This window comes from Paractinoplanes bogorensis, assembly GCF_018829635.1.
In the GTDB taxonomy this organism is placed as follows: Bacteria; Actinomycetota; Actinomycetes; order Mycobacteriales; family Micromonosporaceae; genus Actinoplanes; species Actinoplanes bogorensis.
In genome coordinates this window covers 139,356-152,545 of record NZ_JAHKKG010000011.1, presented here as the reverse complement: position 1 = coordinate 152,545, position 13,190 = coordinate 139,356, and the positions used below count along the sequence as shown (strand labels likewise).

Sequence of the window (13,190 nt, the reverse complement as noted above, 5' to 3'; positions counted from 1 at the left end):
GTGGGTCAGGCAGCTTTGCGCTTCGGCTTGGCTGTTTTCGTCGCCGCCTTCCTCGCCGGCGCCGCCTTCTTCGTCGTCTTCTTCGCCGGAGCGGTCTTCCTCGCCGGCGCGGCGGTGGTGCGACGCTTGGAGGCGGCCTCCACACTCTTGCGCAGGATGTCGAACAGGTCGGACGCCGCGGTCGGGTCCGGGGCCGGCTCCGCCGTCTTGACCTACTTGCCCTTCGACTTGGCCTTGATCAGCTTTTGGACGCGGTCCTGGTAGGTGTCGCGGAAATCGGCCGGCTTCCACGGGCCCGCCATCGAGTCGATCAGCTGCTGGGCCATCTTCAGCTCGGCCGGCTTGGCCTGGTTGCGGCGGGGCAGGTCGTCGATCTGGTCGGCCGGGTCGCGTACCTCGTCGGCGAAGTACATGGTCTGCAGGACCAGCATCTTGCCGTCGGCGCGGATGGTGGTCAGGTATTCCTTGCCGCGCATGACCAGGGTGCCCACGGCGGCCCGGCCCGAGTCGGCCATCGCGTCGCGCAGCAGGCCGTAGACCTTGGCGGTCTCTCCCTGGCCGGGGCCCAGCCAGTACGTCTTCTGGTAGTACAGCGGGTCGATGTCGGCCAGCTCGACGAACCGGTGGATGTCGAGGCTGCGTGACCGGCCCGGCGCCACCGAGTCGAGCTCGTCCTGGTCGAGGTAGACGCCGTCGACGCCCTTGACGATGTCGTCGTAGTCGACCTCCTTGCCGGTGCGCTCGTTCACGCGCCGGTAGCGGATGCGGTCGTCCGTGCCCTTCTCGAACTGGTGGAAGCTGACCTCGTGCTCGCGGGTGGCCGAATACATCGCCACCGGCACCGAGACCAGACCGAAAGTGATCGCACCTGTCCAGATCGGTCGCGCCATGAGCGTTTCACTACCCGGTGTAGGTCCTGAGAAACGGCTGAACAGGGTCGGGAACCGGCCTGATCGGGGCGCCATCGGGCGTACCGTCACAAATGTGACCCCCGGAAAGCCTGCCCGTGCGGCCGGGGTACGCCGGTCGGCGGTCGCGCTCGTGCTCGTCGCCCTGGTCGGGCTGGCCGGCACCGCGATGGCCGCGATAGCGCTGCACAACGCCGAGCGGGACCGGCTGACCCGGGCGCTCGGACAGCGTACGACGATCATCTCGCAGGCCATCTCGGCCGAGGTGAGCCGCTACGCGAACTCGCTCACCGACCTGGCCGCCGCGGTCGGGGCGCAGGCCGAGCTCGAGTCGGCCGAGTTCACCGCGATCACGGCGGGAGTGGACCGGCGGCGGCTGCCTGGGGCGACCGGGCTCTCGCTGGTCATCCAGGCACCCGACGCTCAGGTGGCCGCGCTGCAGCAGCGGTGGCGGCAACGCGGTGCCACGGAATTGACGCTGCGCCCGACCGGGAGCGGCCCGCACCGGTTCGCCGTCCTGGACAAGTCACTCGACGACACCGGCTCGTCGGCCGGACTCGACCTGTCCCGCTCGACGCAGGCGGTCGAGGCGATGAACGCCGCCGAGGCGGGGCACCGGGTGACCGTCAGTCGTACGTACCGGCTGCTCAAGGATTCTGATCTCGCCCCGGAACGCCGCCAGCTGTCGTTCGTCTTCGTCGCCCCGGTCTACGCGACGTCGCCGGGTGCGCCGGACAGCGGACGGTTCCGGGGCTGGCTGGTGCTGGGTGTGCGCGGCGGGGACTTCCTCAGCGAGGTGGTGGCCGATTCGGCGGGCGACCGGGTGGCGGTCACGCTGCTCGACGGCAGCACGGGCGACCCGCTGCCGATGGCCGACTGGCGACCCGAGGTGGCGTTGGACCCGTCTGCGGGCGTACGGGAAACCGAAGTGACAGTCGCACAGCGTGCCTGGACCCTGCGGGTGGAAGCCACTCAGCGGCTTCTCGCCGGCACCGACCAGGGCCTCGACAAGGTGGCCTGGCTGGTCGGGGCCGTGCTGACCGCGCTGCTGCTGGCGCTGACCGCGACCGTGGTGACCTCGCGAAACCGGGCGCTGCGGCGGGTCGACGAGGCGACCGCGGCCCTGCGCGACGACATCGAACGGCGCGAGGAGGTGGAACGGCGGCTGCGGCAGCGCGAAACGGAGCTGGTCGGCTTCGCCGGGGTGGTCGCGCACGACCTGCGGAGCCCGCTCGCCCGGATCATGGGGTACGCGGACTTCCTGCAGGAGGAGGCGTACGAACGGCTCGACGACATGCAGCGCGACTTCCTGGCCCGGCTGCGCACGGGCGCCGACCACATGCGGGTGCTGATCGACGACCTGCTCGACTACGCGACCGCCGAGAACCGCGCGATGTCCACCGTGCCGGTCGACCTGCACCGGCTGGCGTCCGAGATCGCCCGCGAACGCTCCGGCGACCGCCCGGCCGAGGTGACGGTGGGTGAGCTGCCCACGGTCTACGGCGATCCGACGCTGCTGCGCCAGGTGCTCGACAACCTGATCGGCAACGCCATCAAATACACCCCGGCCGACCGCGAGCCGTGCGTACGCGTCGACTGCTACCCGGTGGCCGCGGGCCGATGGCGCTGCGAGGTGAGCGACAACGGAATCGGCATCTCCGAGAAGGACCGCGCAGCAGTGTTCGACGCGTTCACGCGGGTCGGCGGAAGCGAGAATTTCCCCGGTACCGGCCTGGGGCTGGCCATCGTCCACCGCATCATCGAGCGCCACCACGGCCGCGTAGGCGTGGACCCCAACCCGTCCGGCGGCAGCACGTTCTGGTTCACGGTCCCCGAGGACGCCCGGGTTCCGGCTTCGCATTGACACCATTTCCCCGTACGCGGGTAAGCGCGCACCTTCGAGCAAGAGTGCGCGGACCGGGGCGTACCCGATCCGCGCATCTTCGCTCAACTGCTCATTCGCTCAACTTCGCTCAGCTCAGCGTGCAGCTCACCGTGGCCGGGGTGGCGGCCGGGCCGCTGCCGATGAAGCCGAACGATGTGCTTGCGCCCGCGGCCAGGGCGCCGTTGTGGTCGGCGTTGCGGACCGTGACGGCGGGCGTGGTGAGCACGCCGTTCCACAGGGAGGCGACCGTGGTGCCGCTCGGGTACGTCCAGTTCACGGTCCAGCCTCGGCCGGCCGTGGTGCCCGTGTTGCGTACGGAAACCTCGCCCTGGAAACCGCCCGACCACGAACTTGTCGTCTTGTAGGTGGCCGAGCAACCCTGATCGGTGCCGCCCCCGCCGCCGGCCGTGGTGGTGACCGAGCGTGCGGCCGACGCCGCCGAGACGTTACCGGCCGCATCGCGGGCGCGGACACTGAACGTGTACGCCGTCGACGGGGTCAGGCCCGTGACCGCGTACGTGGTGCCGGAAACCGTGGCGATGACCGTGCTGCCGCGGAGGACGTCGTACGAGGTAACTCCTACGTTGTCGGTCGACGCCGCCCAGGTGAGGGTGACGCCCGTACCGGAAATGCCGCCGGCGGCGGGCTGACCCGGAACCGACGGCGCCGTCGTGTCGCCGCCTCCACCACCGGTGCTGTAACGCTGGCCCAGGCTGATGCCGGTCGTGCTGCCGGTGCCGCCCAGGGGAACCTCGTGGTCGAGGCTCACAAACTTGTTGCCGTACTGCCACAGCGCGGGCTTGAGCAGGGCGTACTTCTGCTCGTCCCAGGTCTTCCAGTCGTCCAGGAGCAGGCCGCCGGTGTCGCCCGAGTTCGGGTTGAGCACCCAGAACGTCTGGTGCAGCTTGTTCTCGACGATCAGGTCACGCAGGGCGGTCATCCACTTGTCCTGGCGAGCGTCCTGACCGAGCCGGCCACCCCACTCGCCGATCAGCAGCGGCGCGGTGCCGTTCTCGTGGATGTAGAGCCAGTTCGGGCGCCACACGTCGTTGGTCAGCGTGGTCTTGTCGAACGGCTTGTCGAACCACGGCTGGTTGTAGACCAGCGGCCCGTAGTCGTGCGGCGAGTAGACCAACTGGTCCTGATTGGCGCCCAGGTTGATCGGGTTGTCCTTGACGCCGCGCAGGTTGCCGCCCCACCAGTTGTAGTAGTAGTTCGGCGACAGGTCGGGGTTGGTGTTCGGCGAGCTCCAGGTCTTGCCCTCACGCGGGTAGACCTCCTGCCCCTCGACCAGGATCAGCACGTTCGGGTTGATCGCCAGGATGCGGCGGGCGGCGGTCTCGGCCGTGTTCTTCCAGTTGTCGATGTCGGTCGAGTTGTCCCACTTGGCGCGGGTGGTGTCGTTGGGCGTACCGTGCGGCTCGTTCTTGAGGTCGAACGCGACCATCGTGTCGTTGCTCTTCCAGCGGGTAGCGGCCCACTCCCACGCCTGGTAGTACAGCTCCGGCGTGATCGCGCCCTTGTACCAGACCGGATAGACGTGCCCCGAATTGTCGGCCTCGGCCGAGTGCACGTCGAGCATGACCTTGAGGCCGAACCGCTCGCACAGCCCCAGCCAGAACTCGAAGATCTGCAGGCTGTTCATGCCCACCAGCTCCGGGTTGGCGTAGGTGTTGACGTTGGGCGCGGTGGCCTGGCCGTTCTTCCACTCCAGCAGCAGCTGGGTCGAGATCGGCACCCGGACGATGTTGATGCCACGGTCGGCCATCGCCTTGGTGACCTCGGTGATGTTGGCCGACCAGAGGCCGTGGAAGGTGCGCTCGGACGCGTTGAATCCGAACCAGTTGACGCCGGTGAGCCAGACCGGGTTGCCCGCGGCGTCGACGATCTGGTTTCCCTCGGTGTGCAGCCAGTCGCTGCCGGCCGCTGCTGCGGCGGCGGCTTTCACGTCGACCGGCGCTGGGGCGGCGCCGGCCGTTACCGCTGGTAGAGCCAGTGTCAGGCCGATGGCGGCGGCCAGGCACGCAGTGGCTTTCTTGAGTAGCACATGAACTCCCGGATCGAGGACGGGGATCGGGAACGAAGCGCAACGTCGCGCAAGGAGGTGGGAGCGCTCCCATCGACAGTATTTAATGCGTTCGTCATCTTGGACAAGAGTTTCGAAACTCCTTGCCGATTCCATCCGCTCAGACGTCGGCCGCGCGCCGGTTCCACCCCGTGACGATCAAGACCAGAGCTCCCGCGTACGTCGTCATCACCACCACGTCATGCCCCGGCACCCGCAGCCCGGCCGCGCCGATACCGATCAGCAGGTCGGACACGAGGAACAACGCGCCCCCGATCCCCACTCGGCGCGAGACACCCGCCGCGGCCGCCGCCATCGTGACCAGGGCGAGGCTGTAGACGAGCACGGGGAGGCGGAGCGCTCCGAGTTGGCCCCAGAGCAGGGCGTTCGCCACCACCCAGAGCACGCCGTAGCCGATCGGCGCCACCCACGCCGCGCCCGCACGCGGCAAACCGAATCCGGGGCGCTCGTCAAGGCCGCCTGTGGACGATGCCGCGCCTGTGGACAACTCTTCTTGGCTGCTGCGGGTCGCGTAAGGTCGGGCCGACCCCGGGCGGGCGGGTCGACTCCGGCGCCACCCCACGAAGGCAAAGATCAAGCTGATCTGGGTGCCGAGGAAGAAGTGCATCCCGACCAGGAACGCCGCCTGACCCGGCACGAGCAGGGCGATGTCACCGGCCATGGCAAAGCCCAGTGCCACGATCACCGCCTGGCCCGGGCGAGACCGGCTCAGCAGGTGCCAGATCAGCAGCGGAGCCAGCAGCGGCTTGGCCACCCACTGCACGGCGGTCCAGTCCGCGGCCACCGCGATCACCTCGGCGACGGCGGCCACCGCGAACAACAACAGCGGCAGACCGGCGCCAAGCATTCCGGAACCGGCGCGCGGACGGTCGCCCCCCGCCGCAGCCGAATCAACCCGTAAACCGTCGCCACCCGCCCGCGCCGCACCCACGTCAGCCTGCGGACCGTCGCCACCCGCCCGCGCCGCAGCCGGGTCAACTCGTGGACCGTCGTCGGCCGTCTCGGAGTCCGGGCGTACGGCGGGAATCTCCGGAGTCACGCGCCGGCCGGCTTCCACCCCGGACGCCCGAAGACATAACCCGCCCGCGCGCGCCACGTCGACGCGGTGCGCAGGTCGCGCCAGATCGCCGCGTACTCGTGCGTCGCCACCTTGAGCGGATTGAACGTGGTCAGGTTGGTGGTCAGCCCGTAGTTCACCTTTTCGCCCTCGGGCTCGAACGTGCGGAACATCCGGTCCCAGACGATCAGGATGCCGCCGTAGTTGCGGTCGAGATAAGGATCGTTCGAGCCGTGGTGCACACGGTGGTGCGACGGGGTGTTCAGAAACCACTCCAACGGCCGCGGCAGCCGGTCGACCCGCTCGGTGTGCAGGAAGAACTGGTAGGCCAGGCTGATCGACTGCTGCAGGAAGATCATCCACGGCGGCATGCCGAGCAGCGCCAGCCCGAGCCAGAACGGCAGCGCGGTCATCGGCGTCCAACTCTGCCGCAGGGCGGTCGACAGGTTGAAGAACTGACTCGAATGGTGCACGACGTGACCCGCCCACAAAACGCGCACTTCGTGGTGCAGCCGGTGGAACCAGTAGTAGGCGAAGTCGTCCGCGAAGAACAACAACACCCACACCCACCAGTCGTGCGGGTCGAGTTTGAGCGGGCTGAGCACGTACAGGCCGGCGAAAGCGACCGCGGTGAACAGTTTCCACGGCACACCGATCACCTGACTGCCCAGACCCATGGACAGGCTGGTGGCGGTATCGCGAGCCTCATACCCGCGTTCCTCGTCATCCGGCAGGAACCGGTAGGACAGCACCTCCATGACAATGAGCAGCAGAAACGCCGGCACGGCATAGAGAACGGCGGGAATCATCGGCGGGGGCTCCTCACTTCATCCAGGACGGGGACGGCGAGCAGCGCGCGTGCGGCGGCCTCGGCTCCGGGAGCGTCGCCCGCGGCGATCAGTTCCGAGAGGTTGCGGTGGGCGGTCACGTCCAGCAGTTCCGCCGTACGCCGGTGGGCCGGCACCGAACCGATCGCCAGCGTGCCCGCCGTGAGGCTGTTGAAGGCCAACAGGTAGGCGATGTTGCCCGAGCCCTCGACGATGCGCCGCCACAGATCCCGGTCGGCCGCGCCCATACGATCAAGATCAGGAGCGGCTTTCCCGTACGCCTCCACCGCCGCAGCGATCGCCTCGCGCGCGGCGGGTTCTGCCCGTAGCGCGCACAAACGTGCAGCATCCGCCCCGATACACGCGCGCATTTCGAGCACATCGCGGCCGAGCGTGGCCACCGGCAGCACGTCCTGCGCGCCGGCCAGCGTCATGGCCAGGTCGAGGCCGGCGGTCGAGCGCCAGTCGAGCACCTTGGTCGCGCCGCCCTGGCTGACCCGGACCAGTCCGAGTTGCTGAAGCCGGCGCAGCGCCTCGCGGACGGCGTGCCGGTTGACCCCGAACAGCGTGGCGAGCTCGCGCTCGCTCGGCAGCGGCTCCTCCGCGGTGTAGCGGCCACTGACCACGGCGTCGCGCAGCCGCCCGAACACCTGGTCGGAGACGGAATGCCGAGCGATCGGATCGAACGTCATGCCCCGCAGTGTGCCCGCCCTCACATCAACCCGTCAACTGGTTGGACCAGTTGGCTCCGAGGCCTCTCGGGGCACCGTTATCGACATTTATGTTTCCGCGTCGTATCGTGCTGGATCGATGGGAGCGCTCCCAGCTCCGTCGTTCCGTTCTCTTCCGATCCTGGGGGTGCTCGATGCGCCGCACTGTTCCCGTCCTGCTGGCCGGCGGCCTGCTGTTCACCGCCGCGGCCTGCGGCACCGCGAAGGGGCCGGCGAGCACGGCGGCGGGCACCCCGGGCGCGGCGGCCGCCCCGGCGGCGTCGACCGCGCCGGCCGCGATCCGGACGACGTGCGAGGCGCTCGGGCAGGCGTACGGGAAGAACATGGCCCCTTTCGCCGAGGCCCTGACCAAGTTCGTGGCCGACCGCAAGACGATCGCCACCGCTCAGCAGACGCTCGCCTCGTTCGCCACCGCCGTGCAGGAGGCAACCGCGTCAAGCGCCGACGCCCAGCTCAAGGCCGACGGCAAACAGGCCGCCGAAGCGATGCACAAGAAGTCAACCGACGCCAAGTTCTTCGCCACCATCAAGACAAGCAAGGACGTCGACAAGGCCCTCGGCCCCACCTTGACCGAATGGCTCTCCCCCGTCTCCCGCCACTGCTCATAAAGCCCAACGCCACAACGTCCACCACGGACAACCGCCCGGCACGCACCATCCGCCGCGTGCAACGCCGGGACATTCACAGCTGACCGTTGCGGCCAAACCGCCGACGCTCACAACTGCCCGTCGCGGACAACTGCCCGTCGCGGACAACTGCCCGTCGCGGACAACTGCCCGTCGCGGACAACTGTCCGTCGCGGACAACTGCCCGTCGCGGACAACTGCCCGTCGCGGGCAACCGGCGAAGCGCTAGAAACGTCCGCAGTAGACAACCGCTTGGCGCACATCATCGTCCGTCACGGACAACCGCCAAGCGCTCACAACTGCCCCGCCGCGAACAGTTGACCGAGCGCACGAACACCACGCCGCGGACAACCGCTGCACGCTCGCCACCGGCCGTCACGGACAATCGCCGGGCGCTCCCAACTGCGCGCCGCGAACAGTTGACCGAGCGCGCAACACCCCGCCGCGGACGACCGGGCGGCGCCTCTTGACTGTTGTGGACAACCGACGGGGCTGGCGATCAGCCGGTCATTGCGGATGAGCGAACGGTGCTCGTTTGGTCCGTGGCGGACAAGGACCGCGGTGGCGTCAGCTGCTACGGGGCGAACAAGCTGGGCAGGCCGGCGCCGGCGGACTGGCGGGCGGCGGACAGCTCGCCGGCCGCGGCGCGCTGTTCCTCGGCCAGCACCTCGGCGGCCACACCGGCTACGTAGGCCTGCTGGCGTGCGTTGGCGGCGTCGGCGACTGCGCGTTCGTACAGTTGCCGGGCGTTGCGGACGGCGTCGTCGCGCACGTCGATGTCCGCGCCGGGGACCTGCTGCCAGATGGCGTCCAGCTGGGACGCCGAGAGTTCTCCGCGCCCGTACGCGTCCAACGCCGCCCGCTCGACCAGGCGCGACGGCTCCTGGCCGTCGGGGCGCGGGCCGTACTGGGCCTCGCGATAGCGATATTCGGCCTGGTCGCGGGTCCACTCCGCGACGTCCGCACGGTGCCGCACCTCGTCCGCTTCCTGCTGGGCCCGCTGCGCCGCCGTACCGACCGCCTCGGCCTCGGCCGCGAGGTCCTCGATCGGTTCGGCCAGCACCGGCGCCGTTTCCCCGGCCCGGTCGTGCTGGCGCCGGGCGAGCATTCCCAGCGGGGCCAGCAGCGCCCCGCCGAGCAGGAAGATCGACAGAAGTACGACCACTGGTCATCCCTCGCATCCGTTGACGATGATCACTGCGTCCGGTTTAACCGGGGCGCGCCGGGCGAAACACATATCTACGATCGGGCGCATGAGTCCCCGGAGCCTGACGCAGTCCGAGGCCGTGGAACGCGCGGCCCTGATCGCCGTCGAGCGGTACGACATCGCGGTCGACCTCACCGACCTGCCCACCGGCCCGGCCGTGGCCTGCGTGTCGACCGTGACGTTCATGTGCCGCTCACCCGGCGCGCAGACCTTCGCCGACTGCGTGGCGCCGGTGGTGTCCGCAACGCTCAACGGCGAGCAACTTCCGCCGCCGGTGGACGGCCGGCTGGCGCTCACCGGACTGCGCGAACGCAACATTCTGCGCGTCGAAAGCGTGCAGTCCGACACCACCGACGGCCCCGGCGTGCACAAGGCGGTCGACCCGGGCGACGGTGAGGTGTACGTGTGGACGACGTTCGCGCCCGACGAAGCGCGCTACCTGTTCGCCTGTTTCGATCAGCCCGACCTGAAGGCACCGCACGCTTTCGTGGTCACCGCGCCCGAGGCTTGGACGGTCACCTCCAACAGCGGTGATGCGGTTGTCGAGGCGCGTGACGGCGTACGGGAATGGACGTTTCCCGATACTCCGACGCTCTCGACCTACAACTGCGTGGTCAACGCCGGCCCGTTTCACCAGGTGCGGCGGAGTGTGGGCGGGTACGACCTGGGGTTGTTCTGCCGGCGTTCGCTGGCGCCGATGCTCGACCGCGACGCCGACGAGATCTTCACCGTGACCGCGCAGGGCCTCGAGTTCTTCGGCGACGTCTTCGGACGGCCGTTCCCGCAACGCCGGTACGACCAGGTGTTCGTGCCCGAGTTCGGCGGGGCGATGGAGAACTGGGGCTGCGTGACCTGGGAGGACACGTTCCTGCGGAGGAGCGCGCCGACCCCGGCCGAGCAGGAGTTCTTCGCCGTCGTGATGCTGCACGAGATGTCGCACATGTGGTTCGGCAACCTGGTGACGATGCGCTGGTGGGACGACCTGTGGCTGAACGAGGCGTTCGCCGAGTTCGCGTGCTTCTGGGCGGCCGCGCACGCCACCCGGCACACCGACGCGTGGGTCGGACTGCTGGCGGGCGGAAAGCTGGTCGCCTATCAGTCCGATCAGGGCCCGCTGTCGCACCCGATCCGCCAGCCGGTGCGCGATGTCGCCGAGGCCGCGGGCATCTTCGACGAGATCACCTATCCCAAGGGTGCGGCCGTGCTGCGTCAGCTGATGACGTACGTCGGTGAGGACAACTTCGTCGCCGGTATGAAGACCTATTTCGCCCGGCACGCCTGGGGCAGCACCACCTTGCAGGACCTGATCGACGCCCTGGCCACCGTGTCCGGCCGCGACCTCGACGCCTGGCGGGCCGGCTGGCTGGACATGGCCGGGGTCGATCGGTTCGTGCTGTCGGAGGGGACGCTGTCGGGTCGCGGACCGGCCGGACCCCCGCGGCCGCAGGTGCTCGCCATCGGTTCGTATGTGTTCGCCGCGGACACCCAGACGCGCGCCGCGGACACTATTGCGCACGCCACGAACAACCTGACGAGCGCGGCGGAAACTCTTGCGCACGCCCCGGACAGTCTGGTGCGTGTTGCGCTCACCACCGTGGACGTGCGGGGACCGCGCACTCCGGTGGACCTGCCCGGCGGCGCCGACCTGCACCTGATCAACGATGAGGATCTGAGCTTCATCACCGCGCGTCCGTCGCCGGGCGACCGCGCGATTCTGGTCGGCGCGGCCGGGTCACTGCCGACCGCGGTGTCGCGCGGGGTGGCCGTGGCCACGGTGTGGGACATGCTCACGAACGGCGAGGCGACGCCCGCGGAAGCCGTGCGCTGCCTGGCCTCCGTGCTCGCGACCGAGACGTCCGACGGGGTGATCGAGCAGTATCTGCGCCGGGCCGGCGACGCCGCCGAGTTCTGGGCCGGAGACGCGCACCGGCGCGCACTCATGGACACTCTGCGCGCAGTCTGCGCTCAACTCGCCGAGCAGCCCGGTCGCCGTCAGGTGGCGTTGCGCGGTCTCGTCCGGTCGGCGACCACGCTCGACACGCTCGACCGGCTGGCCCCGGAGCTGACCAGTGACGCCGACCTGGCTTGGCGAGTCTTGGAACGCCGGGCCGAGCTGGGAGATCAGACCGATTTTCCGGTACGGGATCTACTCGCGCGCGATTCGGATCCCGATGCCTCGTTCCGGGCCCTCGCGGTGCGGGCGGCCCGGCCCGACGCGGACGAGAAGGCGGCGGTCTGGCAGGCCGTGGCCGTGGACCGGAGCGTGCCGGTCACCATGATCGGTGCCGTCATGCGGGCGTTCTGGCGACCGGGTCAGGAGGCGATCCTGGCCGGCTACGGCGAGCGTTACCTGAGCCTGCTGCCCAGCCTGGACCGTGGCGGCATGATCCCGGCGATGGTCTATTCGTCCCGCCTGCTCCCCCGCTTCGGCGTCACCGCCGACTTCCCCGGGCGCGCGCAGCGAGCCGTGGCCGGGGCGGCGCCGGTGGTCCGGCAGACCGTGCTCGGATACGCCGACGAACTGAGCCGCATGCTCCGCGCCCGGGGCTGAACGGGAAAGGTCGTGATCCGCCCGCCGGCCGATCCGAGGAGGCGGCGCTGGCCCCCTACGTGGACCGGCGCGCTTGGTGATTTGTCCGGCCTGTGGATGCGTACGGGAGGAAACGGGCCTGACCTTGCGCGAAGATGCGCGAACCGGCGGTGACAAGCGGCGGAGTGCGTCGTTGTCCTGAGTGGCTATTTCGGACATAGTCGAAACATCCGATTACGGGGAGGGGTCGGGTTTCACGTTTCAGGAAGCTCCCAGCGCCCGCACTCACTATTTTGATCGATTTTGTTGTAAAGTCCCTGAACGCCAGGTCACGCAAGATCATCTTGACCCCCGCGCGACTCTGACCAGGCGAACCCCCCTGTCGTGAAGCGTCTCCCGCGATTTCGCAAGTAAAGGACACGGGCTCAGACGATGTTCAACAGTGCTGTCATGTTCGCCAAGCAGCGACTGCCGGAGCCGGTGCGCGTTGCTGCGCGCCGCGCGCAGGCCGAGGCGTACAACGGCCGGCTTCGGCTCACCGTGCCGGTGGCGACCCGGAGCGAGTTCGAGAACGTCTACCACTGCGCGGTGCGCAAGACCGCCAGCCAGTGGATCAAGGCGGTCTTCAGCGACCCGCTCGTCTACCGCCACTCCGGGATGCTGACCTACGACCCCCGGTTCTATGACTGGAAACACCCGCGGGTGGTGCCGCCGAACCGGATCGGGCTGTCGCTGTTCTTCCCGCGCCCGCGGTTCGACAAGATGCCCAAACCTGAGCGATACCGCGCGTTTTTCGTGATGCGTGACCCGCGCGACATGGTCGTCTCGAGCTACTTCTCCACGCGCAACTCGCACGGCCCGATGGGCGACGTGCTCGAGCAGCGCAAGGTGCTGCTCGAGAAGCCGCGCAAGGAGGGCATGCTCTGGCTGATCGGCGACATGGCGAAGAAGAACCGGTTCGGCGCCATCCGCTCGTGGGTCGAGGCGCCCGCGTCGGAAGAGGTGCGGCTGGTCAAATACGAAGACCTGACCGGTGAGGATCAGGCGGCCGAGATGGAGTCGCTGCTGCGGCACTGCGGCATCAACCTGCCGCCGGATGCGCTGGCCAAGGTGCTGGAGAAATACAGCTTCGCGAAGATGAACGAGCGGTCCGGGACGGCGACGGTCTCGCACTATCGCAAGGGGCAGGCCGGCGACTGGGCCAACCACTTCGACGATGACATCTACGCGGCCTTCGACAAGGTGACCGGTGACCTGGTGGAGCGTCTCGGATACCCGTCTTATCAGCAGAAGTAAGGACCGGCCGGCGTCAGCAGAAGTAAGGACCGGCTGG

The 13,190-nt window shown here is 69.0% G+C and carries 10 protein-coding genes; 4 read left to right on the top strand and 6 right to left on the bottom strand.

What is annotated here, in order from left to right:
* Positions 1-212: 212 nt before the first annotated feature.
* On the bottom strand, positions 213-890 hold the full coding sequence (gene ku / locus KOI35_RS32700) for a non-homologous end joining protein Ku (protein WP_246614145.1): 678 nt from the start codon (positions 888-890) through the stop codon (positions 213-215).
* Positions 891-984: 94 nt separating this feature from the next.
* Here ku and KOI35_RS32695 point away from each other — a divergent pair, with 94 nt between their 5' ends.
* On the top strand, positions 985-2,772 hold the full coding sequence (locus KOI35_RS32695) for a sensor histidine kinase (RefSeq protein WP_215792549.1): 1,788 nt from the start codon (positions 985-987) through the stop codon (positions 2,770-2,772).
* A 109-nt stretch (positions 2,773-2,881) separates the two neighbouring features.
* On the opposite strand, the gene KOI35_RS32690 is transcribed toward KOI35_RS32695, so the two are convergent.
* The 4 genes from KOI35_RS32690 to KOI35_RS32675 form a co-directional block, all read right to left on the bottom strand.
* Positions 2,882-4,840 carry a cellulase family glycosylhydrolase gene (locus KOI35_RS32690; protein WP_308121249.1) on the bottom strand — a complete coding sequence of 653 codons (1,959 nt, stop codon included), beginning with the start codon at positions 4,838-4,840 and terminating at the stop codon, positions 2,882-2,884.
* Positions 4,841-4,979: 139 nt separating this feature from the next.
* Positions 4,980-5,726, bottom strand: coding sequence for a lysoplasmalogenase (locus KOI35_RS32685; protein WP_215792547.1), 747 nt, complete (start codon positions 5,724-5,726; stop codon positions 4,980-4,982).
* Between the two features lie 188 nt (positions 5,727-5,914).
* Complete coding sequence (locus KOI35_RS32680) at positions 5,915-6,745, bottom strand: sterol desaturase family protein (protein WP_215792546.1); 831 nt, start codon at positions 6,743-6,745, stop codon at positions 5,915-5,917.
* A complete protein-coding gene (locus KOI35_RS32675) occupies positions 6,742-7,455 on the bottom strand; it encodes a FadR/GntR family transcriptional regulator (RefSeq protein WP_215792545.1) in 714 nt (237 codons plus the stop codon). Before KOI35_RS32675 ends, KOI35_RS32680 begins: the two co-directional genes overlap by 4 nt.
* Positions 7,456-7,628: 173 nt before the next feature.
* On the opposite strand from KOI35_RS32675, the gene KOI35_RS32670 reads away from it, so the two are divergent.
* Positions 7,629-8,102 carry a hypothetical protein gene (locus KOI35_RS32670; protein WP_215792544.1) on the top strand — a complete coding sequence of 158 codons (474 nt, stop codon included), beginning with the start codon at positions 7,629-7,631 and terminating at the stop codon, positions 8,100-8,102.
* A 592-nt stretch (positions 8,103-8,694) separates the two neighbouring features.
* Here the strand turns inward: KOI35_RS32670 and KOI35_RS32665 are convergent.
* Positions 8,695-9,285, bottom strand: a complete 591-nt coding sequence (locus KOI35_RS32665) for a hypothetical protein (protein WP_215792543.1) — start codon at positions 9,283-9,285, stop codon at positions 8,695-8,697.
* Positions 9,286-9,373: 88 nt separating this feature from the next.
* Here KOI35_RS32665 and pepN point away from each other — a divergent pair, with 88 nt between their 5' ends.
* Positions 9,374-11,878: an aminopeptidase N gene (gene pepN, locus KOI35_RS32660; protein ID WP_215792542.1), complete on the top strand. Its 2,505-nt coding sequence runs from the start codon at positions 9,374-9,376 to the stop codon at positions 11,876-11,878.
* 411 nt (positions 11,879-12,289) lie between these two features.
* Positions 12,290-13,153 carry a sulfotransferase domain-containing protein gene (locus KOI35_RS32655; protein WP_215792541.1) on the top strand — a complete coding sequence of 288 codons (864 nt, stop codon included), beginning with the start codon at positions 12,290-12,292 and terminating at the stop codon, positions 13,151-13,153.
* The last annotated feature ends 37 nt before the right edge of the window (positions 13,154-13,190 follow it).

What these genes read in the sequence shown, in the direction of transcription:
- ku (WP_246614145.1), bottom strand. Translation starts at nt 890, where the DNA reads ATGGCGCGACCGATCTGGACAGGTGCGATCACTTTCGGTCTGGTCTCG.
- KOI35_RS32685 (WP_215792547.1), bottom strand. Translation starts at nt 5,726, where the DNA reads ATGCTTGGCGCCGGTCTGCCGCTGTTGTTGTTCGCGGTGGCCGCCGTC.
- KOI35_RS32680 (WP_215792546.1), bottom strand. Translation starts at nt 6,745, where the DNA reads ATGATTCCCGCCGTTCTCTATGCCGTGCCGGCGTTTCTGCTGCTCATT.
- KOI35_RS32675 (WP_215792545.1), bottom strand. Translation starts at nt 7,455, where the DNA reads ATGACGTTCGATCCGATCGCTCGGCATTCCGTCTCCGACCAGGTGTTC.
- KOI35_RS32670 (WP_215792544.1), top strand. Translation starts at nt 7,629, where the DNA reads ATGCGCCGCACTGTTCCCGTCCTGCTGGCCGGCGGCCTGCTGTTCACC.
- pepN (WP_215792542.1), top strand. Translation starts at nt 9,374, where the DNA reads ATGAGTCCCCGGAGCCTGACGCAGTCCGAGGCCGTGGAACGCGCGGCC.
- KOI35_RS32655 (WP_215792541.1), top strand. Translation starts at nt 12,290, where the DNA reads ATGTTCAACAGTGCTGTCATGTTCGCCAAGCAGCGACTGCCGGAGCCG.